The 25,544-nt window shown below is 71.7% G+C and carries 16 protein-coding genes; 15 read left to right on the plus strand and 1 reads right to left on the minus strand.

Features of this window, described 5'->3' with window-relative positions:
• Positions 1-131 precede the first annotated feature (131 nt).
• A complete protein-coding gene (locus AC3ENQ_RS03515) occupies positions 132-734 on the plus strand; it encodes a hypothetical protein (RefSeq protein WP_431801787.1) in 603 nt (200 codons plus the stop codon).
• Positions 735-805: 71 nt separating this feature from the next.
• Here the strand turns inward: AC3ENQ_RS03515 and AC3ENQ_RS03520 are convergent, their stop codons facing one another.
• Positions 806-1,456, minus strand: a complete 651-nt coding sequence (locus AC3ENQ_RS03520) for a hypothetical protein (RefSeq protein ID WP_431801789.1) — start codon at positions 1,454-1,456, stop codon at positions 806-808.
• A gap of 235 nt (positions 1,457-1,691) precedes the next feature.
• Between AC3ENQ_RS03520 and AC3ENQ_RS03525 the strand changes: the two genes are divergently transcribed.
• From AC3ENQ_RS03525 to AC3ENQ_RS03590, 14 genes are all read left to right on the plus strand, one after another.
• Positions 1,692-2,771, plus strand: coding sequence for an ABC transporter (locus AC3ENQ_RS03525; protein ID WP_431801791.1), 1,080 nt, complete (start codon positions 1,692-1,694; stop codon positions 2,769-2,771).
• The gene (locus AC3ENQ_RS03530; RefSeq protein ID WP_431801793.1) at positions 2,771-3,247 is read left to right on the plus strand and encodes a DUF6121 family protein; all 477 of its coding nucleotides are present in this window, start codon (positions 2,771-2,773) and stop codon (positions 3,245-3,247) included. Before AC3ENQ_RS03525 ends, AC3ENQ_RS03530 begins: the two co-directional genes overlap by 1 nt.
• Before the next feature lie 79 nt (positions 3,248-3,326).
• A complete protein-coding gene (locus tag AC3ENQ_RS03535) occupies positions 3,327-3,992 on the plus strand; it encodes a spermidine/putrescine ABC transporter substrate-binding protein (RefSeq protein WP_431801794.1) in 666 nt (221 codons plus the stop codon).
• Positions 3,993-4,131: 139 nt separating this feature from the next.
• Entirely contained in the window at positions 4,132-5,259 is a 1,128-nt protein-coding gene (locus AC3ENQ_RS03540) for a serine/threonine-protein kinase (RefSeq protein ID WP_431801796.1), read from the plus strand.
• Positions 5,259-11,240 (plus strand): Ig-like domain-containing protein, encoded by a 5,982-nt coding sequence (locus AC3ENQ_RS03545; protein WP_431801798.1) that lies wholly within the window; start codon positions 5,259-5,261, stop codon positions 11,238-11,240. The genes AC3ENQ_RS03540 and AC3ENQ_RS03545 overlap by 1 nt, the downstream gene beginning before the upstream one ends.
• Positions 11,237-12,202, plus strand: a complete 966-nt coding sequence (locus AC3ENQ_RS03550) for an AAA family ATPase (RefSeq protein ID WP_431801800.1) — start codon at positions 11,237-11,239, stop codon at positions 12,200-12,202. Before AC3ENQ_RS03545 ends, AC3ENQ_RS03550 begins: the two co-directional genes overlap by 4 nt.
• Complete coding sequence (locus AC3ENQ_RS03555) at positions 12,199-13,581, plus strand: DUF58 domain-containing protein (RefSeq protein WP_431801802.1); 1,383 nt, start codon at positions 12,199-12,201, stop codon at positions 13,579-13,581. Before AC3ENQ_RS03550 ends, AC3ENQ_RS03555 begins: the two co-directional genes overlap by 4 nt.
• Positions 13,578-15,989, plus strand: coding sequence for a transglutaminase-like domain-containing protein (locus AC3ENQ_RS03560; protein WP_431801804.1), 2,412 nt, complete (start codon positions 13,578-13,580; stop codon positions 15,987-15,989). The genes AC3ENQ_RS03555 and AC3ENQ_RS03560 overlap by 4 nt, the downstream gene beginning before the upstream one ends.
• The gene (locus AC3ENQ_RS03565) at positions 15,986-17,923 is read left to right on the plus strand and encodes a DUF5684 domain-containing protein (RefSeq protein ID WP_431801806.1); all 1,938 of its coding nucleotides are present in this window, start codon (positions 15,986-15,988) and stop codon (positions 17,921-17,923) included. Before AC3ENQ_RS03560 ends, AC3ENQ_RS03565 begins: the two co-directional genes overlap by 4 nt.
• A 450-nt stretch (positions 17,924-18,373) precedes the next feature.
• Positions 18,374-18,742, plus strand: a complete 369-nt coding sequence (gene rpsL / locus AC3ENQ_RS03570) for a 30S ribosomal protein S12 (protein ID WP_013584051.1) — start codon at positions 18,374-18,376, stop codon at positions 18,740-18,742.
• Between the two features lie 5 nt (positions 18,743-18,747).
• A complete protein-coding gene (gene rpsG / locus AC3ENQ_RS03575; RefSeq protein WP_018187368.1) occupies positions 18,748-19,218 on the plus strand; it encodes a 30S ribosomal protein S7 in 471 nt (156 codons plus the stop codon).
• 82 nt (positions 19,219-19,300) lie between these two features.
• On the plus strand, positions 19,301-21,415 hold the full coding sequence (fusA, locus tag AC3ENQ_RS03580; protein WP_431801808.1) for an elongation factor G: 2,115 nt from the start codon (positions 19,301-19,303) through the stop codon (positions 21,413-21,415).
• 144 nt (positions 21,416-21,559) lie between these two features.
• Positions 21,560-22,753 carry an elongation factor Tu gene (gene tuf, locus AC3ENQ_RS03585; protein WP_431801810.1) on the plus strand — a complete coding sequence of 398 codons (1,194 nt, stop codon included), beginning with the start codon at positions 21,560-21,562 and terminating at the stop codon, positions 22,751-22,753.
• Positions 22,754-23,134: 381 nt separating this feature from the next.
• Complete coding sequence (locus AC3ENQ_RS03590; protein WP_431801812.1) at positions 23,135-25,516, plus strand: LPXTG cell wall anchor domain-containing protein; 2,382 nt, start codon at positions 23,135-23,137, stop codon at positions 25,514-25,516.
• The last annotated feature ends 28 nt before the right edge of the window (positions 25,517-25,544 follow it).

The following is a 25,544-nucleotide window of genomic DNA, read 5'->3' on the forward strand; positions in this document are numbered from 1 at the left end:
TTCGCTCTGCTCGCGAATCACCGCCCGCTTCCCGAGTCACCGCCCGATTCGCGCGCATCCGGCGGTGATTCGCGACAGCGGCGGTGATTCGCGAGCGGGGAGCGGGCGGCCCGGCGCTTAGGGTGGGGAGCATGGCTCGAGTGGGGGGACGGAACGCGTTCATCGCGTGGGTCGTCGGCCTTGGATGCCTCGCCACCGTGGGGGTGCTCGCGTACCTCGCGTTGCCGATGCTCCCGGCATCCATCGCCTGGCTCGGCACGGCCGGACGCGACGACGCGACGACCGCCCCGGCCGCATCCGGCGAGGGGAAGGATGCCGGAGGGCCCCCGACCGAGTGCTCCCAGCTCTACGACGACGCACTGTGGGCGACGCTCCGCACCGCGGACGGCTCGAACCTCACGCCCTCGACGGACCCGCCCGTCACGACCGCGACGGCGCTGGTCACGGCGCTCCAGCCCCAGGTGACCCTCACCTGCACGTGGCACGCCGATGCGGGGACCGTGTCGACGACGTTCGCGAGCGTGCCCCCGGATGCCGGGGCGATCGCCGCCGCGGCGCTCCCCGGCGCCGGCTTCGGCTGCGAGACGACCGAGACGCGGACGACCTGCACCCGCAGCGACGGCGACCTCATCGAGACGATCGAAGCCGGCGGCGGACTGTGGCTGTCGACGAGCGAGTCGGGCTGGCATCCGAGCGAATACGTCGACCGCACGGGGAAGCGCGTCTGGGGCTGACCCGGCGACCCGGCTGACCCGGCGACCCGGCGCCTCGCCGGTGTCAGGAATCGCGCACCGCTTGGCCCGCGTCAGGGCGTTGGCGCGGGCGTCGCTGCCCCGGGGAGCGCGACCGGCCACAGCGCGTCGATGATCGCGTCGGTGTACCCGCGCGGCGCGAGGTTCGAGTACTGCGTGTCGATGATCACGCCGTCGCGGTAGAAGAGCGTCCGGCCGTTCTCGACGGGGAGGTCGGGGTTGTCCCAGGTCTTCTCGCAGCGGATGCCGCCACGCGGCTCGTAGCAGGTGAATCCGTCGCTGGAGAGGCCGTACAGTGCGTCGCGGGCCTCGCGCTCGGGGGAGTAGCCGATCACCGTCGTGAGGCGCGTCGCCGCGGCGCCCGGCTCGCCCCAGACGCACACGCGCGAGCTGTCGGGACGGATGCCGCCGGCCATCCCCTCGGCGTTCAGCGGGACGTCTTCGAGTTGGGCGAGCACGGCGTCGTTGAGGATGTCTCGGCAGCCCTGCGGAAGGTCGTCGGGGAGCGGCGTGGTCGACACCGAAGACCCCATCGGGAACGGCGTCACGCTCGCCGACGGAGTGGGCCGGGCGGATGCCGACGGGGCGGGGCCGGCGGAGGTCGAGCCCTCGGGTGCCGGCGTGCCCGCGCACGCGGCGAGGAGGAGCACCGCGCCGGCGACGGCGATCGCTGAGGTCGGACGGGCGCGAACGGGTCGAGGCATCCCTCCACGATAGGCATCCGCTCGGGGAGCCCCGCGCACTCGCCCGGCGCGCCCTCCACGCCGCCCCGCCCCGCTCTCCCGCGCTCCTCGCTCGGCGAAGCGAGGGTGGAGTGAGGGGTGGAGGGGGGGGGGGGGGAGCGTGCGCGCGAAACGGCGGCACGCCTCCGCGGCGCGGCGCGCACCCCGCGTTACGCTCACTGTGCGAGGCACCTGTCCCGCGTGAGGAGCACACGCCATGAGCGACCCCAAGTACGGCGAGCCGGTCGAAGAGAACACCGCGAACGACGCCCCGACGTCGGCCGACGCGGCGGTGGCGAGCGCCCACGAAGGCCTCGCCGATGCGGAAGCGGCACGGCAGGCAGCTGCGCAGGAGGATGCCGAGGCCCGCGCCGAAGCGGTGGATGACCTCGACGCCGCACGCGCCGACGGCCGGCTCTCCGCGCAGGCGACGTCCGACGAGGTGCCCGTCGTCGCGGCATCCGACACGCCCGCGAAGGACCGCCACCCGCACCTGCCGCACCACGGCGACCGCGCGAAGCACGAGCTCGACGACGCGACGCGCGCCGACGCGACCAAGGTTCCCGCCGCGGGCAGCTCGTACGACGACGACCCGGTCGACGAGGAGTACGTCCCGGGCGCCTATTCGACGTCTGTGACCGAGACGCGCACCGTCACCGAGACGCCCGAGCGCTCCGACGCGGACGACACGCCGACCCAGGCCGTCGCGCCGACCGTCGTCGCGACGCCGCAGCCCATCTTCGTGCAGGCGCCCGAGGCGCCCCGCCCCCGCGGCAACCGCGCCGCCGCCGGCGCGATCGGCCTCATCGCCGCCGTCGCCTTCGGCATCCTCTACCTCGCCGCAGCGCTGGGCCTGCGCGCCCTGAACGGCGAGATCTCCGGTGCGGACATCGGCACCGAGGCGCTCGCGGCGCTCACCACCTGGTGGTTCTGGGTGCCGGTCGTCGTCTTCTACCTCGCGTTCTGGCTGCTCGGAGCGATCATCAACCGCAGCGGCTGGGTGCACTGGGTGTTCTGGGGTCTCCTCGTCGGCGTCGCCGCCTACGGAGGTCACATCCTGGGGCAGCTCTTCCAGGCGCCGTTCTGGCAGCTCACGGCGAGCCAGGGCGAAGACCTCGTCCGCAGCCAGGTGCTCGCCCCGCTCGCGATCGTCGCGTTCGTCCTCGGACGCGAGCTGACGATCTGGTTCGGCAAGTGGGTGGCCGCGCGCGGCAAGCGCATGACCGAGCTCAACGTCGAGGCGCAGCGCGAGTACGAGCGCACGCTCGAGGCGGGCCCGCGCATCCAGCAGGGCTGATGCCCGAGCCGCAGCGCGGCCTGTCGCCGCAGCTCGCGGTCGCCTTCACGACGATCGGGTTCTTCGCGCTGGTCGTCGCCGCGTTCGGCATGCTGAGCCTCCTGACGGATGCCGATGTCCTCGCCGTCCCCGGCCTCGGTCAGGTGCCGGGCGCCGTGGCGGTGGGTGCGGCGACCCTCACGTTCGCGGTCGTGACCTGGGTCGTCGTGCGCCGCCCGCAGCCCACGTACGGCGGCGCCGCGATCGTGCTGGTCGCGACCTTCCTCGCCTACCTCGGGGGTCTGCTGCTCGGCGGGATGGGCGCAGGAGTGGACCCCGCCCGGGCTGCGGCGGCGGTCGGGGGTTTCGCGACCTCCTGGTTCGCGGTGGTCCTGGCATCCGCCGCCTTCATCTCCGCGTGGATCGCCGTGGCACTCGTCCGCACCCGCGCGACGCGCCCCCGCTGGCCGTGGGAGCGCGACGACGACGAGATCTGAGGCCGTGCCCGAGGCCCGCGCCGCCGCGCCTCGAGGTGAAATCCCCCGTCCGTGCACGAAACCCGCGACAATGGATGCCGTGGAGCGGTCGATCGAGACCCAGGTGAGCCAGGCGGTGGATGCCTGGCTGCGCTGGCTGCCCCGGTGGGAGCCAGCGACCCACCGCGGACGCGTCGCACCGTGTCGGCGGTGCCTCGGCTCGCCCGTGCTCTCGGCCGCCGGCCTCGGGTCGGATGTGCCGCACGGCGTGCAGCACGGGCTCTCGACCCGTATCAAGACGATCATCGACCACGCGGTCGCCGAATACACGTCGCGGAACCTGCCGATGCTCCAGGCCGAGCTCGACATGCAGGCCGCCCGCAACCGCGCCCGCAGCTACCGCCCGACCGAGGGGCTCGAGCCCGAGTTCGAGGGCCTGCCGCTCGACCCCGACCCCACCCCGGGCGCGCCGTTCCTGTTCACGATCGGCGGACTCGCCGACGAGGTCGACGCGGCCGTCCCCGCCCTCCCGCCTCTGAGCGAGGAGGCGAAGGCCGCGCTCCGGCAGGAGGTCGGCCTCGCCGACGACTACGCGAACCTCATCGGGCGCGAGGTGTGCACCGTGCTGCTGCACCACCGGCTGCGCATCCAGGCGGCCGTGGGTCAGTACGTCGAGCCGCAGATCACCGCGATGCTCGAGGAGCTCACCCGCTCGCTCGACGCGCCGTTCGACCCGAACGGTGACGCGGGACTCCCCGAACTCTGACCTCGAACCCTGACCCCGGGCTCTGACCTCGGGCTCCCTGCGACCGACGCCGGGCGACGTGTGGTCGGGGGAGGGTGCGCGCCCTTGTTATCATGGCGTGGTTTCCGCACGGGCGGGACGGGGACGACTAAGGGGTGTCATGACGCGCAGGCTGCCGTCCGCGCCGCCCCTGCTCCCCGGACTCGACTACGTCCGCCCGCTCGGATCCGGCGGGTTCGCCGACGTGTTCCTTTATCAGCAGGACATGCCCCGTCGTCAGGTGGCCGTCAAGGTCCTGCCCGCCGACGAGCACGACCCCGACCTGCTGCGTATGTTCAACGCCGAGGCCGACGTCCTCGCACACCTGTCCGCCCACCCCGCGATCGTCACGGTGTACCAGGCGGGCATTTCGGCAGACGGCCGTCCCTACATCGTGATGGAGTACTGCCCGGGGTCGCTCTCGCAGCGGTACCGCATCGAGCGCATGCCCGTCGACGAGGTCATGGCGATCGCGGTGCGGCTCGCCGGCGCGCTCGAGTCGGCCCACCGCGCCGGCCTCATCCACCGTGACATCAAACCGAGCAACATCCTGATCACCAGCTTCGGCTCGGCCGTCCTCGCCGACTTCGGCATCTCCTCGTCGCTCATCCGGTCGACGGATGCCGAGGTGCTCGCCATGTCGATCCCGTGGAGCGCGCCCGAGGTGGTGGCTGAGCAGACCGGCGGCACGATCGCGAGCGAAGTCTGGGGCTTGGGGGCGACGGTGTACTCGCTGCTCGCCGGCCACAGCCCGTTCGAGCGGCGCGAACGCGGTCAGAACACGCGTGAGCTGATGCGTCGGCGCATCGCGAGGGCGACGTTCGTGCCGGTACCCCGCCCCGACGTGCCCGACGCGCTGCAGCAGGTGCTGGCCACAGCGATGGCGCGCGACCCCGATCAGCGCTACCGGTCGGCGGAGGAGTTCGGCAACGCGGTGCGAGCGGTACAGGTGAGCGAACAGATCGCCCCGACGCCGCTCGAGGTCCCCGCGACCGAGTGGGTGCCGGCGCTCGAGGCGATCGACTTCTCCGACGGCTCGGCGCGCGGGCCGGTGCGCTCGCGCGTCGCCGCGGAGGGGCGCCGGTCGGGCGTGCCGTCGGCGGCGACGATGCGCCGTCGCGATGAGGACACCGACGTCACGACACCTCCCGAGCGCGCGCATCGTGTGTGGCCGTGGGTGCTCGTGGGCATCGGAGCGACCGTCGCCGCGCTCGTCGGTGTCGTCGCTCTCTGGGTGGGGCTCACCTGATGCGCCGCTCGACGATCATCGGCGTCGCGGCGACCGCGGCTGTCGCAGCCCTCGTCGCGGGCGTCAGTATCGCCTGGCCGGGGCTCGACGCCCAGCGCACGCCGCCGCGCGATACGACGGCGTGGGTGCTGCAGGCCGACGGGCTGCGGTACGCGCGCGTCAACACCGCGATCGACGAGCTCGACACCGTGCGTGCCGTGAGCAACCCGAGCCGCATCGTGCAGGCATCCACCGGCTCGTACGTGTTCACCGACAGTGACGCGAAGGTCGTCCGGATCGACGAGGCCGTGCCGGTCGACCTCGACGCGGAGAGCCTCCGCACGGCGACCTCCGCGCCCGCGGGCACGGAGGAGGTCGACACGGCGGGCGACTTCGTCGCGTACCGCACCGATGTCGGCGCCGTCTTCGTCGGCACGCTGTCGTCGGGTGCGGTGACGCGGGTGAATCCGGGCGGCGCCGACCGCACGGCATCCGACTCCGACGACGACACGCCGCCCTACACCTCCGATGCGATCGCGGTGACCTCCGACGGCGTGCTCTTCAGCTACTCCGCCGCAGCGCACTCGGTCATCCGCGTCGACATCGCCTCGACCGAGGTCCGGGCGACCGATGCGGTGCGCGGGGACGCAGAGCTCGCGACGCCCGCGCTCACGGCGGCGGGCGAGGACTGGGTGCTCGTCGACACGGCATCCGGCACCTATTGGACCGCAGCGCGCGACGCCGCCTCGGTCGACACGACCGGCGCTGTCGCGCTCTCCCGCGCCGACCCGGACGGAAGCGCCGTCTACCTCGCCGACGAGACCGGCCTCGTGCGGATCCCGACCGGCGACGCGGGACCCGAGCGGGTCTTCGGCGATCGGACCACGTCGCGCGGCACACCGGCGCGACCGGTCGTGCAGGGCGGCACGGTGCACGCCGCGTGGCTGCCGGAGGGCGCCGGCCCCGGGACGCTCTGGGACTCGGCGAACGGCGACGTGCCGCTCGACTACGCCGGCTTGACGCTGCCGAACCAGCGCCGCCCGGTCTTCGTCTCCGCCGGCACCGATCTCGTGCTCAACGACGCGCGCTCGGGGTGGGTCTGGACCGTGCCGGAGGGGCGCCTCGTGCCCTCCAGCCAGAACTGGGATCTCGACGAGCCGATCGAGACCGCCCAGGAGACGAACGCCGAAGAGCCTCCCGCCATCATCGACCCGCGCCCGCCGGTCGCCGTCGACGACGCCTTCGGTGTGCGGCCCGGGGCGCTCGTGTCGCTGCCGGTGCTCCTCAACGACCACGATCCCAACGAGGACGTGCTGGCGATCGACCCCGCCTCGGTGCAGGGGCTCGACCCCGCCTTCGGCACCCTCACCCTGACCGACGACCGTCAGCGCCTCGCCGTGCGCGTCGCCCCCGACGCGTCGGGCACGGCATCCTTCACCTATGCCGTGTCGGACGGCACGGCGGAGGCCGGGCTCATGTCGGAGCCGGCGACGGTGTCGCTGCGCGTCGCCGCCCCCGAGGAGAATTCGGCCCCGGTGTGGTGCGGGGTGGACGGATGCCAGCAGGAGTGGCCCCAGCCCGAGGTCGTCCCGGGTGGCACCGTGACGCTGCCGGTGCTCGGGGACTGGGTCGACCCCGAGGGCGACCCCATCATCCTGCTGTCGGCCGTCGACGAATCCGGCAGCGGACAGGTCGCGGCGACCCCCGAGGGCACGGTCTTCTACCAGCACGCGAACAGCGGCGGGGGCGGCGACCAGATCGCGCCGCTGAGCCTCACGGTCGGCGACGCCCGCGGCGCGACGACGACGAAGGCGCTGCCGGTGCGCGTGCGGGAGGGCGCGCAGCCGCGCGTGCAGTCCTTCTCCGTGGTCGACACGGCCGGCTCGCGCCTCACGATCGACGTCGCTCCGCACGTGACGGGGACCGCCGGGCAGCAGACCCTCACCTCGGCGCGGGTGCTCGACGACGCGGCCGCGACCGCGACGGTCGTCGGCGGGACGACCCAGTTCGACTTCGCCGCGTCGAACCCCGGCACCTACCGGGTCGCGCTCACGGTCTCGGCCGGAGGGCTCGAAGCGACCGGCACGGCGCGCGTCACGCTCCTGCCGTCCGACGCTCCCGCGCAGCTCGCGACCTCGCCCGTCGTCGCGTTCGTCCGCCCGCAGGCCGACGCGACGGTCGACGTCCTCGCCGCGGTCTCGAATCCGACCGGCCGCGTCCTCCTCCTCAGCGACGTCATCGTCCGGGCGGTCCCGGGGTCGTCGCTCACGGCGGATGCCGTCGGCCAGAGCCAGCTGCGCGTGTCCGGGTCGACGGCGACCGGCGAGCCGGGTCTGCTCGGCACGGTCTCGTACCGCGTGAGCGACGGCACGACCGACGCCGGCGCCGAGGTCGTCGGCGAGGCGACCGTGTACCTGCTGCCGCCGCCGCCCGACGCGGCGCCGATCACGGTCGATGACGGCGTCGTCGTGCGCGCCGGCGAGCAGATCGACATCCCGGTGCTCGACAACGACGTGTCGGCCGCGGGCGGGCGCCCCCGCCTCGACCCCGAGTCGATCACGTCGTCGACGCCCGACGCGCTCGCCTTCGCCTCGGGCGAGGTCATCCGCTATCTCGCGCCCACCGAGGCGGGGCAGTACACGATCGAGTACCGCGCCTTCACGACGGGCTCGCCCGCCCTCGGCGACATCGCGACGGTGCACGTGCGGGTCGTCTCCGACGACGAGAACCGCGACCCGCTTCCCGCGCGCCTGTCCGGGCGGGTCGGCAGCGGTCTGTCGACGACCATCCCGTTCGACGGGTTCGGCATGGATCCCGACGGCGACGTCGTGCGCCTCGACAGCATCGTCACCCAGCCCGCGCACGGATCGGCGGCGATCACGCCTGACGGCACCGGCATCGTCTACACGAGCACGGTCGGCACGAGCGGGCAGGACACCTTCACGTACCGGGTGATCGACGCGTTCGGCGCCGCCGGCGAGGGCAGTGTCCGCATCGGCGTGCTGAGCGGGGAGGTGAACCCGAGCCCCATCACCTACACCGACTACGTGCACGTGCAGGCGGGGGAGAAGAGCGTCATCCGCGTGCACCCGCTCGCGAACGACCTCGACCCCACGCAGGGCAAGCTCTCGCTCGTGGCCGTCCGCCCCGACGTGCCCGAACTCACGCTCGACGGCTCGACGAGCGAGGAGTTCGCCCGCCTGAACGGACGCATCCAGTCGGTCACCGACGACACCGTGACGATCGCGGCCGGCACCGACCCGGGCACCATGGCCTTCCTCTACGACGTGCAGTCGTCGTCGGGCAATACCGCCCGGGGCCTGCTCGTCGTGCGCGTCGTGTCGCAGCGGGTGCCCGATTTCCCCGTCGTCGCCGACACCGTCCTCACCGCCGCCGACCGCGACGACCTGGCGACCGGCATCGACGTGCTGAGCGGCAAGGTGCTGTGGTCGGGAGGCGACGCGTCCGACCTCGAGCTCGGCCTGTGGAATCCTGACGGCGACGACGCCCGCGGCGTGAGCGTGTCGGGCGCGAAGGTCCGCGCGACGCCGACCGACGACGCGCGCATCATCCCGTTCTCCGTCACCGGCGAGACCGCCGACGGCCCGATCACGACGTACGCGTTCCTCCGGGTCCCCTCCGCCACCGACGGGTCGTTGGCGCTCCGCTCCGGCATCCCTCCGATCACGGTCGCAGAGAACGAGCAGGCGGATGCCGACGTCGCGACCCTCGTCGCGCTGCCGCGCGGGCGTGCCGTGGAGATCGACCCGGACGGCGTCCGCGCGTCGGGCGCCCGGGAAGCCGCGACGTGCACAGCGACCACGGGCACCGGCATCCGGTACACGGCGGGCGCCGGCGCCCCGTGGTCCGACTCCTGCCTCGTCCCCGCGCGCCTCGTCGGCGGTACGGCGTGGACGGTGCTCACGATTCCCGTCTCGGTGACGCCCACCGATCCGCAGCCGACACTCGCGCCGGCGGCGCTGGAGGTCGCGCCCGGTTCGACGCAGACCCTCGACCTCACCGGGATCACGACCTGGCAGGGGCGCGAGGAGCCGATCACGTACCGCATCGGCGGAACGCCGGGCGGGTTCGTCCTCACGCTTGAGGGCTCGATCCTCACCGTACGCGCCCGCGACGACGCCCCGTCGGGCAGTGTCGAGACCGTCGCGATCGAGGTGACCAGCCACGCGAACGTCGCGCCCGCGCGTCTGACGCTCCGGGTCGGCGCGGCACCCTCCACCCTCCCGCAGGGCGGCCAGGTGACTCAGCAGTGCAGCCAGGCCGGCGGATCGTCGTGCACGATCGAGGTCGTCGGCACGCCCGGCGAGGTCAATCCCCTTCCCGGCACCCCCCTGCAGCTCGTCGCGGTCGCGCCGACGAGCACGTGCGCGGGGGTCTCGTTCGTGGTCTCCTCGCCGACCCGCGTCACCGTCAGCTGGAGCGACGACAGCCCCGGGGCGACGTGCGGCGCCCGTTTCACCGTGCGCGACGCGCAGGGTCGGCAGACCGCCGCGGGCCGTGACGGCTCGGTCACCGTCGACCTGCAGGGCTTCCCGCGGGCGCCGACCTCGGTCGCCCAGTCGGCGTACGCCGACGGCTCGCTGACGCTCCGCGTCGACCCCGGCGCCGCACAGACGTCGTACCCCGCCGTCACCGGCTTCGAGGTGCGCTCGGGCGGCCAGAGCGTCGGCACCTGCACGCCGCAGGGTGTGTGTGCGCCGATTGCGTCCGCGAACGGTGAGCAGCGGCAGTTCGAGGTCGTGGCGGTCAACCCGGTCGGCCCCTCGCGGCAGTCGGTGCGGACGACCGCGTGGGCCTACGATCCGCCGGCCGCCCCGACCGGAGGCACCGCCACCCCGGTGCCGGCAGGCCCCGACGGCGGGGTCGCCTCGATCGTGCTGACGGGGGTGGATGCCGCCGACGCACGCGCCCTGCAGCTGACGAGCCCCGCCGGAGAGTCGGTGACCGTCGCGGTGCCGCTCGGCGAGACGACGATCACGGTGCCCTCCTTCCGGGTCGGCTCGAACGTGACGACTTCCGTCACCGTGACACCCGTCTCGCGCTTCGAGGCGCCGCCGGGGCTTCCGTCGTCGAGCGTGGGTTCCATGACGGTCCTCGCCAACGGCGTCGGGGCGCCGAGTTCGCTCAACCTGCAGCTCACCCCCGTCAATGTCGGCGGCGGCACCGTCGACATCACCGCGATCGGCACGGCTGCCGCCGGGGGCGACAACTCCGAACTCCGGTACGGGATCGTGCCGCAAGGTCAGCCGTGCGTCACATCGCCCGGCGGCGACCGCGCCGTCTTCCGTGGTCTCCCCGACGGGCGGCTGTACACCTTCACGATGTGCGTCGAGTCGCGCGTCGGCGCCACTGTCTTCGCGACCGCCACCACGCAGGCCGAGGTCCGTGCGATCCAGCGCGGCGACGCGCCGAAGAACTACACGTTCATCGTCGGGCGCACGCCCGTCGTCGCCGGCGACCGTGCCGAGTGGCGGATCACCGAGACGCCGACATCGCCCGAACCGGTTCCGAACGACAACACCGTCACCTTCGACGGCCTCCCGAGCGGCCGGTTCGGCGAGGACCCCGGCATCCGGGTGCGCTACGACCACGACTTCGGATGGTGGAGCAGCGCGTGGGGGGCGGTGACCCCGGCATCCGGTCACGCGCCCTATCAGGTGCAGGCGCGCGCCTCGATCACGACGTGCGACGGCGGCAAGCGCATCGGCACGTCGCAGAGCTCCACGGGCAACCTCGCGAAGATCACTTTCGACCCGGCGTCGATCCAGTACTTCGACGCGTCGGGCGCGCAGCTGACCCCCGGCACCGACCCGCTGGTCGCGCCCGCGACCGCGACGCTCGTGAAGGGCACCGCGACCGTCGACTGGTCGGCGCGCTCGTGGCAGCTCGATGGCGCGAGCATCCCCGTGTCCGCGACCTGCACGCCCGTCCCTCCCGCTCCCGACCCCGCCGATCCCCCCGCATCCGAGGACACCCCATGACGATCTCCCCCGACCAGGCGACGTGGTTCGCGCAGACCTTCGCGGCGCTCGCCGACAACGTGGAGCGCGCCGTGCTCGGCAAGCGCCACGTCGTCGACCTCGTGCTGACCGCGATGCTGAGCGAGGGCCACGTACTGCTCGAAGACGTCCCCGGTACCGGCAAGACCTCGCTCGCCCGCGCCGTCGCGCAGTCGGTGCAGGGAACGACGACGCGCATCCAGTTCACGCCCGACCTGCTTCCGGGCGACATCACGGGCATCACGGTGTACGACCAGAAGTCGGGGGAGTTCTCCTTCCACGAAGGCCCCGTCTTCGCGAACATCGTGCTCGCCGACGAGATCAACCGTGCGAGCCCGAAGACGCAGGCGGCCCTGCTGGAGGTCATGGAGGAGGGACACGTCACGATCGACGGGGTAACCCGCTCGGTCGGCAAGCCGTTCCTCGTGCTCGCGACGCAGAACCCCGTCGAGCAGGCCGGCACGTATCGGCTGCCCGAGGCGCAGCTCGACCGGTTCCTCCTCCGCACCTCGCTCGGCTACCCCGACCACGCCGCCACGGTCCGCATCCTCGATCGCGGCGCCACGCCCATCGGCGAGCTCGCGCCGATCATCACGCCCGGGGCGCTCGTCGGCATGTCCGAGCTCGCGGGGGAGGTGTACGTCGATGCGCTGGTCCTCGACTACATCGCGCGCATCGTCGACGCGACCCGGTCGGCCGACGAGGTGCGCCTCGGCGTCAGCATCCGCGGCGCCCTCGCCTTGACCCGCGCGACGCGCACCGCCGCCGCCGCGCAGGGCCGCACCTACGCGACGCCCGACGACGTGAAGCGCCTCGCCGTGCCCGTGCTCGCGCACCGCCTCATCCTCCACCCCGAGGCCGAGTTCGACGGCGTCACCGCCGAGGCCGTCATCGGTCAGGTCCTCCTCGACGTCACGCCGCCCACGCGCCGGGAGGGTGCGTGAGCCCACGCGACCTCAGCCTCACCGAGTCCCGGCTGACCCGCACGTCGGCGGCCTCTCTCACGGGCGAGCGGACCGAGATGACCGCCGCCGTCACCTCGGCGCGCGGCCGCGCCCTCGTCGGTGCGGCGGTCCGGGCCTCGCGGGCATGGACGGCGACCGGCCAGGCCCTCGCGACGGGGTGGCGCTGGCTCCGCCGCACGGTGCGCCCGGCGGGCGTGCTCGCGCTCGTCGCCGCGACGGCGGGCCTCATCGCCGGGTTCGCGTTCGGATGGGTCGAAGCCCTCGTCGCGGGGGTCGCCGCGCTCGTGCTGCTGGTCCTCAGCATCCCGTTCCTGTTCCAGACCCGCACCTACGAGGTCGACCTGTCGCTCGGGCATGAGCGGATCGTCGCCGGCACGGGCGTCCGCGCGACGGTGGCCGTGCGCAACTCGGGCCGTCGGGTCGCGCTTCCGGGGCGCATCGACGTGCCGGTCGGCGCCGGGCTCGTGGAGTTCGGCGTGCCGCTCCTGCGTGCCGGGGCCACATCGGAGGAGCAGCTCGAGCTGCCGCCCCAGCCCCGCGGCATCGTGCGGATCGGCCCTGCCACGACCGTCCGCTCCGACCCCATCGGGCTCCTCCGCCGCGAGCACGCCTTCGACGACGCCCACGACCTGTACGTGCACCCGCGCACCGTGCCCGTGCCGTCCTCGAGCGCGGGCCTCATCCGCGACCTCGACGGCAGCCCGACGACGCGGCTCGTCGACGCGGACATGTCCTTCCACGCGATCCGCGAATACGTGCCCGGCGATTCGCGCCGTCAGGTGCACTGGAAGTCGACCGCGAAGACCGGCCGCCTCATGGTGCGCCAGTACGAGGAGTCGCGCCGCTCGCGCATGGCGGTCGTGCTCGGTCTCGCCGCCGACGAGTTCGCCACGGATGCCGAATTCGAGCTCGCCGTGAGCGCCGCGGCATCCCTGTCCGTCCGTGCCGTACACGACGCGCGCGACCTCGACATCGTCGTGGGTGCCGAGATCCCGCGCGTCGTCCGCGGCCGGCTCCGCGCCATCCGTCACATCCCGACGGCGGCCCCCCGGGCGGTGCTCGACGGGTTCAGCGGCGTCGACCGCCTCGCGAACACGATGGCGTTGGCCGACGTCTGCCGACTCTCCGCCGAAGCCAATGAGGCCCTCTCCATCGCCGTGATGGTCGCCGGGTCTCAGGTCGGCGTCGCGAAGCTCCGTCAGGCGGCGCTCGCCTTCCCCGCCGACGCGGCCACCCTGGCGATCGTCTGCGACGAGCGCGCGCACCCGCGCACCCAGGTGCTCGGAGCGCTCACCGTCGTCACCGTGGGCACCCTCGAGGACCTCGCGGGGCTCCTGCTGCGGGGGGCCTCGTCATGAGGCGGATCGTCGCGGGGTCCCTGTATGTCGGCATCGTCGTCGTGCTCGCCGCGATCGCGGCGTGGCCGATCTACCGCTCCGGTGAGTTCCTCCTGCTGGTCGCGGTGTCCACCGTGCTCGCCGCGGCGATCGCCGCCTTCGTCCGCTGGCGGAACCTGAGCGGGTGGGTCGCGGTCGGTCTCATCGCGCTCGCCGTGCTGGTCGCCGGCGTTCCGCTCGCCGTCCCCGCCCGCACCGCCGACGCGCCCTCGTTCATCCGCGGCCTCGGCGAACTGGGCGCGGGCCTCGTGGTCGGCTGGAAGGACCTGCTGACCGTCGAACTGCCCGTCGGCGCGTACCGCAACCTGCTCGTTCCCGCTCTCGTCGTCTTCCTCGTCGGCACGACGTTCGCTCTCCTCCTGTCGTGGCGCGACGACGCGCTTGCGGTCGCCGCCGTCCCCGTGGGCATCGCGATGACCGGCTTCGGCCTGCTGTTCGGGCGCACCGACGTGAGCGCCCCCCTCCGCCTCGGCCCGATCACGCTGAACGCGCCGGTCGAGACCGCGGTCGGCCTCGGCACGCTCGCGGCGGGCGTGCTGTGGCTCTCGTGGCGCAGTCGCGACGAGCGGGTGCGCGCTCTCCGCCGCGGCGCGGCGGAGAGCGGGGTGCGCCTGCGTCGCGTCGCCGGTGCCGACGCGCGGCGCCTGGGCCTCGGGGCCGCGATGATCGCCGTCGCGACGGCGGCGGCGCTCGTCGTGCCGGCCGCCGCAGCGTCGGCCGACCGCACGGTGCTGCGCGAGGCGACCGGACCGCGCCTGGAGATCTCCCGGGCGGTGAGCCCGCTCGCCGCGTATCGCGCGCTGTTCGCCGACGATACGATCGAGCAGCGCCAGTTCTCCGTCGCCGGATCGCAGCTGCCCGATCGCGTCCGCCTCGCCGTCCTCGACGACTACGACGGCGCCGTGTACCGCACGGGGACGGGTCCCGACTCGTCGAGCTTCGTGCGCCTTCCGTCTGCGCGGAGCGCGGGGGAGGGCGCACGGGTGGAGATGACCGTCGACATCGGCGACCTCTCCGGCATCTGGATGCCGACGGCCGGCGCTCTGTCGGAGGTCCGCTTCTCGGGCTCGCGCGCCGCGGCGCTCGCCGACGGCTTCTACGTCAACGACGCGCTCTCGGCCGCGGTCCAGACCACCCCGTGGGTATCCGGCGACCGCTACCGCGTCGACGGGTCCGAAGCCTCGCCGTCGGCGCTCGGCTCGGCCGTCTCTCCGGGCGACGCGGGCGAGGGCCCGGAGGCCCCCGCGAGCCTGCGCACGTGGATGGAGGCGCACGTCTCGGGGACCGGCGGCTCCGCGCTCGAGGGGCTCGTCACGCTCCTGCGCGAACGCGGGTACCTGAGCCACGCCCTCACCGATGCCGACAGCGAATGGCTCACGGTCACGGGCGTCGAGACCTTCGTGCCGAGCGCCGCCGGTCACTCGCTCGCGCGCATCGATCAGCTCTTCACGGCGCTGCTCGAGCGCGAGCAGGATCCGCGCGCTGCGGCATCCGACAACTACGTCGCCGCCATCGGCGACGACGAGCAGTTCGCCGTCGCCGTCTCGCTGCTCGCGCGCGAGCTCGGGTTCCCCGCGCGCGTGGTGGTCGGGGCGCGCCTCGCCTCCGACGACCCGGCGCTCAGTGTCTGCACGGACGGCGAATGCCGGTCGGCCGATCTGTCCGCATGGGTCGAGGTGCGCAACGCCGACGGCGCGTGGATCCCGGTCGACGTGACTCCACAGCACACGCAGGCGCCGAGCCTGGAGGTCACCGCACAGCCCGACCCCACCATCGGGACCGAGGTCCGCCCCGACACGGTCGACGAGGTGCAGCCGCCCAAGCCCGCGCAGGAGGATGCCGCAGCCAGCCCCGAACGCCCCGACGAGGTCGACCTGGCGTGGCTGTGGACGACGCTGCGCATCGCCGGCATCAGCCTGGGCGCGCTCCTGATCGTCGCCGCGCCCTTCCTCCTCGTCCTCATCGCGAAGGCGGTCCGTCGACGCGGCCGGCGCCGCGCCGATGCCGCGGCCGACCGCATCGCAGGCGGCTGGGAGGAGTACCTCGACGCCGCCGCCGACGCCGGCAGACGCGGCCCCGCGAAGGCCACGCGCACCGAGATCGCGGCGGCGCTCGACGCGCCCGCGGCGGAGACCCTCGCCCGCGACGCCGATGCGGCGGTCTTCTCCACCGAGGTCGTGACCGACGACGACGCAACCCGATTCTGGGAGATCGTCGACGCCGAGCGCGGCGGTTTCGCGAAAACACGCTGGCAGCGCGTGCGCGCGGCCCTATCGTTGAGATCGTTCGTCCCCGAGGGCCGCCGCCGGTCCTCGTCGCACACCGAGAGGGGGCGCCGCGCGCGGACCGCGCCGCGGCACACCGCATGAACCCACCCGTCGACAATTCGCTCGTCGCCCTCCTGGCGCTGCTGTCGGTCGTCATCTCCATCGCGCTGTACGTCTGGGGTGCGCTCGCCTTCGCCGCGATGTTCCGCAAGATGGGTGAGGATGCCTGGAAGGGCTGGGTTCCCGTCCTCAACCTCGCGGTGATCCTCAAGTGGGGCGGATTCAGTCCCTGGCTCGTCCTCCTCAGCTTCCTGCCGATCGCCAACGTCGTCGTATTCGTCCTGATCGTGATCAGCGCGCACCGCATCAACTCGGGCTTCGGGTACGGCACGGGTATGACGGTCGTCGCCGCACTCGCGCTCGTGATCTGGGCCAGCATCCTCGGCTTCGGCCCCGCCCGCTGGCTGGGCGCGCGCCCCGCCGGCGTCGCCCCGGCCACGCCGCGCCCGTCGTCGGGGCGCGGTGCGGGTGCCGCGGGGAACTCGCCGTCTGCGAAGCACCAGGCCGGGAACCCCCCGGCGCGCAAACCCCAGGCCGGGGCGCCGCAGGCGCGGGTGATCTCGCCCGACGGATCCGCACCTGCGTACGGCGCCGGGCCGGCTCCGACCTCCGCCCCTGCCGGTTGGGGTGGAAGCGCAGTGCCGCCTGTCCCGCCCCTGCCCTCGGACGCCCCGGCGGCGGCGGCGCCCGCGTACGCCCCGTTCGCGCCGCCGCCCGCGTCGAACTCGGGATGGACACCTCCGGAGACGTCCCCGCGCACCCCCGCCCCGGGCTCGGCGTCGACGGGCCCCGCGCCGACGGGCTACCCCGCGGCCGGAGCCGCAGCGCCCAGTGCCGCGCCGACGAGTCCTGCGCCGACGATCCCCGCCCCGCCGAGCCGCGCGGCCGCCGCGGCTCCCGCCCCGACGAGTCCCGCCCCGACCACCCCTGCGCCGCCCACCTCCGCTGCGCCGCCCACGTCCGCGGCGCCGCCCACGTCCGCGGCGCCGCCCACGTCTGCCGCAGCGCCCACGTCTGCCGCAGCGCCCACGTCTGCCGCAGCGCCCACCTCCGCTGCGCCCGGGGTGCCGGCGTCGGATTCCGGCGCCGAGGGGACCTTCGTCGACGGCGACTGGCCCTCCGAGGTCGATGACGTGTCGGCGATCTACCCGTCACCCTTCCCGCCGAGCTCCGCGGGTGGCCGCCCGTTCGTCGCCCCGCCCGTCGGTCGCGACCCCGGGCCGATCGCCTTCGTGCCCGGCATCCGCGCCGGCAACGACGCACCGCCCCCGCCCGCTCCCGTCACCCGCGTGCCCGCCTCGCGGACGGTCGACCGCGGCGGTGCCGACGACGTCTCCGGGCGGGTCGTGGCCCCGTTCCCCGGTGAGCAGGGTGCCGCGGCCGAGGACGACGCGGCGCCCTCCTACCCGCTGCGCAGTCGGCGCGCGCAGGTCGAGGACGACGCCGATGGCTTCCCCGAGCTCTCCGGTGAGGTCTCTGCGGTCGCCGGCTCGCCGACGGCGGGGGCTCCGCGCTCGGCCGCCGGCGCCGTGTCGGCCCAGCACCGGCTCGCCGACGAAGACGACCTCACGACCCGCGTCGGTGCGCGCGACGATGCCGACGACGACATCGACGAGACGGTCCTCGCCCGCCGCGCGGTGCGCGCGACGTGGGAACTCGTCCCCGCCACCGGGTCGCCCGTGCCGCTCACGGCATCCGTCGTCATCCTCGGGCGTCGCCCCGCCGGTGACGCCGCCTTCCCGACGGCGCAGCTGGTCGCCGTGCAGGACGATGCGCGCACGGTCTCCAAGACCCACGCGCGCATCGAGCAGCGCGGCGACGCCTGGATCGTGACCGATCTCGGATCGACGAACGGCGTCCTCGTGCGCACCCTCATGGGCGACGAGGTCGAGGTGGAGCCCGGCGGGCAGCTCGACGCGGGGGAGCGGTTCTTCCTCGGCGACGAGGAGTTCCACCTGCGCCGCATCACCCACTGACCCCGCGTCCCCCGTCTCGTCGGCGCGTATCGCTGCAGCGGGTGATTTCGTCGGCGCAGGTCGCTGCCATGGAAGCGGGAAGCGACGATATGCGACGACGGAAACCGCCGATCCTGTGTGCGCATGACGTCGGCATGGCGACTCCATGCCCGGCACGCGACCCCGCGAACCCCGACATCCCGGCGCCGTTTGCCCGGTTCCGTCATACGGCGTAGTATTGGACGGTGTGCGCTCACGCGTGCCTTGCGCTGTGCCCCGGCACGGATACCGAGTGCGACGAGCGACACGAAGGGATCGGTCTGCGAACAGGCCGCCCCCACGGCATATCCACCACACCAAAGCACGACGCGATCGCGGCGCGCCGGTGGATCTGTGGTGAAACCACGACCGCTGTCACCGTGCAGCACCCGGGCCGATCGAGAGAGAAGCCCGGACCGACAAGGAGAGAACGTGCCAACCATTCAGCAGTTGGTTCGCAAGGGTCGCTCGCCCAAGGTCTCGAAGACCAAGGCCCCCGCCCTGAAGTCGAACCCCCAGCAGGCGGGTGTCTGCACCCGCGTGTACACCACCACGCCCAAGAAGCCGAACTCGGCGATGCGCAAGGTCGCCCGTGTGAAGCTCCGCAACGGCACCGAGGTCACCGCCTACATCCCCGGCGAGGGCCACAACCTGCAGGAGCACTCCCTCGTGCTCGTCCGTGGAGGCCGTGTCAAGGACCTCCCCGGTGTCCGTTACAAGATCGTTCGCGGCGCCCTGGACACCCAGGCCGTCAAGAACCGCAAGCAGGCCCGTAGCCGCTACGGCGCCAAGAAGGGCTGAGTGAGATGCCTCGCAAGGGACCCGCACCCCGCCGCGTCGTCGTCAACGACCCGGTCTACGGTGCTCCGATCGTCACCCAGCTGGTGAACAAGATCCTCGTCGACGGCAAGAAGTCCATCGCCGAGGCCATCGTCTACAACGCGCTCAAGGGCGTGGAGGCGAAGAACGGCCAGGATGCCGTCGCGACGCTCAAGAAGGCGCTCGACAACGTCCGCCCCACCCTCGAGGTCAAGAGCCGCCGCGTCGGTGGCTCGACCTACCAGGTTCCGGTCGAGGTCAAGCCGCACCGCGCCAACACGCTCGCGCTGCGCTGGCTCGTCTCTTACGCGAAGGGTCGTCGTGAGAAGACGATGACCGAGCGTCTGCAGAACGAGATCCTCGACGCCTCGAACGGCCTGGGTGCCGCGGTCAAGCGCCGTGAAGACACCCACAAGATGGCCGAGTCGAACCGCGCCTTCGCGCACTACCGCTGGTAATCGTCAGCGTCTCGGTGGCCGGTCGGGTGCTCCCCGACCGGCCACCCCACGACATCCGTCACACCACAAGTAAGGACACCCCGTGGCACAAGAAGTGCTCACCGACCTCAACAAGGTCCGCAACATCGGCATCATGGCGCACATCGATGCCGGCAAGACGACGACGACCGAGCGCATCCTCTTCTACACGGGTGTCAACCACAAGCTCGGTGAGACGCACGACGGTGCGTCGACGACCGACTGGATGGAGCAGGAGAAGGAGCGCGGCATCACGATCACGTCGGCCGCCGTCACCTGCTTCTGGAACAAGCACCAGATCAACATCATCGACACCCCCGGCCACGTGGACTTCACGGTCGAGGTCGAGCGGTCGCTGCGCGTCCTCGACGGCGCCGTGGCCGTCTTCGACGGCAAGGAGGGCGTCGAGCCCCAGTCCGAGACCGTCTGGCGTCAGGCCGACAAGTACGACGTCCCCCGCATCTGCTTCGTCAACAAGATGGACAAGCTGGGCGCCGACTTCTACTTCACCGTCGACACCATCGTGAACCGCCTCGGCGCCAAGCCCCTCGTGCTGCAGCTGCCGATCGGTGCCGAGAACGACTTCATCGGCGTCATCGACCTCGTCGAGATGCGGGCCCTCGTGTGGCCCGGCGACGCCAAGGGTGATGTCACCATGGGCGCCAAGTACGAGGTCCAGGAGATCCCCGAGTACCTGCAGACGCGTGCCGAGGAGTACCGCGAGAAGCTGCTCGAGACGGTCGCCGAGTCTGACGAGGCCCTGCTCGAGAAGTACTTCGGCGGCGAGGAGCTCTCTGTCGCCGAGATCAAGGGCGCCATCCGCAAGCTGACCGTGGCCGGCGAGCTCTACCCCGTGCTCTGCGGTTCGGCATTCAAGAACCGCGGCGTGCAGCCGATGCTCGACGCGGTCGTCGACTACCTCCCGTCGCCCCTCGACGTGCCCGCCATCGAGGCGCACGACCCGAAGGACGAGGAGATCATCATCGAGCGTCACCCCGACGCCAACGACCCGTTCGCGGCGCTCGCATTCAAGGTCGCAGTGCACCCGTTCTTCGGTCGCCTCACCTACATCCGCGTCTACTCGGGTCACCTCGAGTCGGGTGCGCAGGTCATCAACTCGACCAAGGGCAAGAAGGAGCGCATCGGGAAGATCTTCCAGATGCACGCCAACAAGGAGAACCCGGTCGACTCGGTCACCGCGGGCAACATCTACGCCGTCATCGGCCTGAAGGACACCACCACCGGTGACACCCTGGCCGCGGTCGACGCGCCCGTCGTCCTCGAGTCGATGACGTTCCCCGAGCCCGTCATCGAGGTCGCCATCGAGCCGAAGACCAAGGCCGACCAGGAGAAGCTGGGCACGGCGATCCAGAAGCTCGCCGAAGAGGACCCGACCTTCCGCACCGAGCTCAATCCCGAGACCGGCCAGACGGTCATCAAGGGCATGGGCGAGCTGCACCTCGACATCCTCGTCGACCGCATGAAGCGCGAGTTCCGCGTCGAGGCCAACGTCGGCAAGCCGCAGGTGGCGTACCGCGAGACGATCAAGAAGGCCGTCGAGCGTCACGACTACACGCACAAGAAGCAGACCGGTGGTTCGGGTCAGTTCGCCAAGATCCAGTTCGCGCTGGAGCCCCTCGAGGTCACGGCGGACAAGACGTACGAGTTCGAGAACAAGGTCACCGGTGGCCGCATCCCGCGCGAGTACATCGAGCCCACCAACCAGGGCTTCCAGGACGCGATGAACGTGGGCGCGCTCGCCGGCTACCCCATGGTCGGCGTCAAGGCGATCCTGCTCGACGGCGCCAGCCACGATGTCGACTCGTCCGAGATGGCGTTCAAGATCGCGGGTTCGATGGGCTTCAAGGAGGCCGTCCGCAAGGCGAACCCGGTCATCCTCGAGCCGCTCATGGCCGTCGAGGTGCGTACCCCTGAGGAGTACATGGGCGACGTCATCGGCGACCTGAACTCGCGTCGTGGCCAGATCCAGTCGATGGAGGACGGCTCGGGCATCAAGATCGTCCGCGCCCTCGTGCCGCTATCGGAGATGTTCGGCTACATCGGCGACCTGCGCTCGAAGACCTCGGGCCGCGCCGTGTACTCGATGGAGTTCGACTCGTACGCCGAGGTCCCCAAGGCCGTCGCCGACGAGATCGTCCAGAAGAACAAGGGCGAGTGACCCTTCGGATGCCGGGACACCGCGTTCCCGGCATCCGCCCAAACTGAATACAGACCCAGTCGATTAGACTGACACCATCCCCGTAGAAGACCGGTCGCAATCCAGCGCCCGGACCCTCTACACGAATGTCCTGAGGAGGACCCAGTGGCCAAGGCCAAGTTCGAGCGGACCAAGCCGCACGTCAACATCGGAACCATCGGGCACGTCGACCACGGTAAGACGACGCTCACCGCCGCGATCTCGAAGGTGCTCGCCGACAAGTACCCGTCGGCCACCAACGTGCAGCGTGACTTCGCGTCGATCGACTCGGCTCCCGAAGAGCGCCAGCGTGGTATCACGATCAACATCTCGCACGTCGAGTACGAGACGCCGAAGCGCCACTACGCGCACGTCGACGCTCCCGGCCACGCCGACTACATCAAGAACATGATCACCGGTGCCGCCCAGATGGACGGCGCGATCCTCGTGGTCGCCGCGACCGACGGTCCCATGGCGCAGACGCGTGAGCACGTGCTGCTCGCCAAGCAGGTCGGTGTTCCCTACCTGCTCGTCGCGCTGAACAAGAGCGACATGGTCGACGACGAGGAGATCCTGGAGCTCGTCGAGCTCGAGGTGCGCGAGCTCCTCTCCTCGCAGGACTTCGACGGCGACAACGCCCCCGTCGTCCGCGTCTCGGGTCTGAAGGCTCTCGAGGGCGACGAGAAGTGGGTCGAGTCGATCGTCGAGCTCATGGAGGCCGTCGACGAGTCCATCCCCGACCCGGTGCGTGACAAGGACAAGCCGTTCCTCATGCCCATCGAGGACGTCTTCACCATCACCGGTCGTGGCACGGTCGTCACGGGCCGCGCCGAGCGCGGTACCCTCGCGATCAACTCCGAGGTCGAGATCGTCGGCATCCGCCCGACGCAGAAGACCACGGTCACGGGTATCGAGATGTTCCACAAGCAGCTCGACGAGGCCTGGGCCGGCGAGAACTGTGGTCTGCTCCTGCGCGGCACCAAGCGTGACGACGTCGAGCGCGGCCAGGTCGTCGTCAAGCCCGGTTCGGTCACCCCGCACACCGAGTTCGAGGGCACGGCCTACATCCTCTCCAAGGAGGAGGGTGGCCGTCACAACCCGTTCTTCACGAACTACCGCCCGCAGTTCTACTTCCGTACCACCGACGTCACCGGCGTCATCACGCTGCCCGAGGGCACCGAGATGGTCATGCCCGGCGACACCACGGAGATGAAGGTCGACCTCATCCAGCCCATCGCGATGGAAGAGGGCCTCGGCTTCGCCATCCGTGAGGGTGGACGCACGGTCGGTGCCGGTACCGTCACCAAGATCATCAAGTAATCTCGCTTGATCCGAAGGCCCCCGGGGAAACCCGGGGGCCTTCGTCGCTGGCGGGAGAGGGCTGTCGAAGGCCGGGCGCACGAGTGGCACAAGATTCGCTCAAGCTGTCGCGACGCAGCGATATATACGTGAGAATAATCTCATCTGCGCGCCCCCGAAGCGCGCTGATCTATCTCTGCCACGGTCCCCCCGGCCGGTGGCCTCCTGGGGGAGACCATGCCTTCTGTTTCTTCGCGCGCGCGCGTCGCGCTGTCTGCCGCGTGTGTTGCTCTCGCGATGGGTGCTGCGGCTCTGGTGCCGCTTCCTGCTTCGGCCACTGAGTCGCCGGTCGCGCCTTCGCCCGCGGCATCGACAACCGAGTCCACAGCTACGTCTGCCTCCGTGGCACCTGGTGCGGCGGACGTGGCGGCGGCGCCCCTGGTCATGCCGCTCGCCGCCGCGGCCGATGAATCTGCGGCGGGGTGCGGCTACGCGGCCCCGGGAACCGGCGCCTACGCCGAGACGCTCTGCTGGTTGGACTTCTCCGTCGGAGGCGCTCCCCTGACGACTGAGTACCGTTCGACCGGCAACAACACCTACGCGAGCGTGCTGGGCGCCGCCTACGGCAGCGTCACCTCCGCTTCGCAGCTCACGTCCGCGAACGGGAAGCTCTACGGCAACGTCAGCAACTATCCGCTTACCGTCACGCTGTCCGGAGGCTATGAGCTGACAGCGAACCTCTCGATCACCGGGAGTAACGCCGCGGGGCGCGTCGTCAGCGGTCACAGCTTCCCGACCTGGGGCGGCGCCTTCCTCGGCAACGCGGGATTCTATTCGGGCGTCGCCGGCAACCCTGCCTTGTACCAGAGCGGCAATGGCGGCCAGACGACCGTCACCCTCTCGCAGATCACCCTCACGAGCGCCGGCGTCGCAACAAAGGGATACTCGATGGTCGTCGCGGACTCGGAGACGACTGACAGCGGGGAAGAGATCTCGTGGTCGCGTCAGGGCGGTACGAACTTCGCCTGGCTGCCCAACACACCGGGCGCGACGACGCAGGCGGGGACGATGGGCAACGCGTGCCCGGCGGCTTTCACCCCCGCGATCAATGGCACGGCCACGACGGCCTCGTGCGCGGCGAATACGAGCTCGACCAAGACCGGTACGCCCATGCTTCAGGTATCTCCCTCGGCGACGGGGAGCACGCCGTTCAGCATCACGACGACGATGAAGGGGAGCGGCCTGCAGGGAACAGCTTTCGGAATCATCATCGCGCGCGCGCAAGCCACGGTCGCGGTCGCAGATCGCATCGTGGGGACCGACGGGACCACGCCGGACAGCACAGACTTCGGCGTCACGATGACGTCGGCGCCCGCGGTCTGGACCGGTGCAGTATCGACGTCGGCGACGAACGGAGGCGTCCCTCTGCTCGTGCAGGCGGGGGGAACACCGGTGACGTTCGGCACATCCACGTCGTCCGGGGGCCTCTCGGGCTCATACACCGCGGCCTGGCAGTGCTACAAGACGGACCCGAACAGCAGCAGCCGCATCTGGTGGCCGAGCGCGACGACGACGAGCGCCACACCGCCCCCCAGCACGTCGAATGGCTTCTCTCGTGTCTCCGCGGGGCAGTTCCTCCAGTGCACTGTCACGTACACACCGCCCTACATCACACTCGTCAAGACCGTGGTCAACGGATCTACCGGCGCAACCTCAGTGCCGGCCGACTGGACGCTCACCGGCGCGGGGTCATCGTCGGTGGCTGTCGGCACCGGGCAGGGGAAGAAGACACCGGTGGCAGTCGGCGCGTATGCACTGTCCGAGGCCGGTCCGGCGAACCCGTGGGTGCACGGATACGCCTGGACCGGACTCACCTGCACTGCCGACGCCGGCTCGACGAGCGGCTGGTCGCTGACGACCACGGCGGGCACTTCCGCCGGAACGATCAGCGCCGGCAGGCTCACGCTCGCCAAGGGCAACTCCGTGACCTGCACGTACACGAACACCGCATACCCCAAAACGACGCTGACGCTCATCGCGGAGTCGCAAGGTTCAGCGCCCGCCACCTCCTGGACGCTGAGCGCGACAGGTGCCGCCGGCAGCCTGCCTGGCCCCGTCGGCGTCAGCGGCGCGCCGGGAGCGACCGCAATCGCCGTGACCCCCGCGTCCGCATATCAGCTGGCGGCGGGCGCCGGCCCTGCGCAGTACACCCCGTCGACCTGGACGTGCGTGGATCAGAACAACGCATCCATCACGGTGGGGACGGCCGGTGCGGTGACGCTCACGCGCGGAACGCAGGCAACCTGTCGAATCGTCTACTCGACGGCACGGATCACCTTGCTCAAGCACGTCGTCTCGTCGGGACTCACCCCGGGTGACTGGACGATCACCGCGACCCCGCAGAGCTTCCCCGGGCTGACATCCGTCTCCGCCGTCGGCGCCGAAAGCGCTGCGCCTGCCAACACATTCGAAGTGCGGCCGGGACACGTGTACACGCTCGCAGAAGCGTTGACCGACCCGCAGTCCGCGCTCGCCTATCGCCAGCGGTCGCTGCAGCGATACGAGAACGGAACGTGGGTGACGCTGTCGAGCTCTCAGATCACCGCGCCGGCGGCGGGCGCTTCGGCGACCTACCGCTTCGTCAATGACCGCCCTCCGGCGATCACGCTCCCCCTCACGGGAGGAGCGAGCGCAGACGCCTTCACGATCGTCGGGGCAGGGGCGCTCGCGCTCGCGCTCCTCGCCTCGACGTGGGTGTGGCTCCGGCGTCGTCGCGCAGCCTGACCCCCCGTCACATCATCACCCCGCTCAC

The sequence above is a fragment of the Microbacterium sp. bgisy203 genome, from assembly GCF_057706945.1.

Bases quoted from the DNA above. Each gene is read 5' to 3' on its own strand.
- AC3ENQ_RS03515 (WP_431801787.1), top strand. From the start codon at position 132: ATGGCTCGAGTGGGGGGACGGAACGCGTTCATCGCGTGGGTCGTCGGC.
- AC3ENQ_RS03520 (WP_431801789.1), bottom strand. From the start codon at position 1,456: ATGCCTCGACCCGTTCGCGCCCGTCCGACCTCAGCGATCGCCGTCGCC.
- AC3ENQ_RS03525 (WP_431801791.1), top strand. From the start codon at position 1,692: ATGAGCGACCCCAAGTACGGCGAGCCGGTCGAAGAGAACACCGCGAAC.
- AC3ENQ_RS03530 (WP_431801793.1), top strand. From the start codon at position 2,771: ATGCCCGAGCCGCAGCGCGGCCTGTCGCCGCAGCTCGCGGTCGCCTTC.
- AC3ENQ_RS03540 (WP_431801796.1), top strand. From the start codon at position 4,132: ATGACGCGCAGGCTGCCGTCCGCGCCGCCCCTGCTCCCCGGACTCGAC.
- AC3ENQ_RS03545 (WP_431801798.1), top strand. From the start codon at position 5,259: ATGCGCCGCTCGACGATCATCGGCGTCGCGGCGACCGCGGCTGTCGCA.
- AC3ENQ_RS03550 (WP_431801800.1), top strand. From the start codon at position 11,237: ATGACGATCTCCCCCGACCAGGCGACGTGGTTCGCGCAGACCTTCGCG.
- AC3ENQ_RS03560 (WP_431801804.1), top strand. From the start codon at position 13,578: ATGAGGCGGATCGTCGCGGGGTCCCTGTATGTCGGCATCGTCGTCGTG.
- AC3ENQ_RS03565 (WP_431801806.1), top strand. From the start codon at position 15,986: ATGAACCCACCCGTCGACAATTCGCTCGTCGCCCTCCTGGCGCTGCTG.
- rpsG (WP_018187368.1), top strand. From the start codon at position 18,748: ATGCCTCGCAAGGGACCCGCACCCCGCCGCGTCGTCGTCAACGACCCG.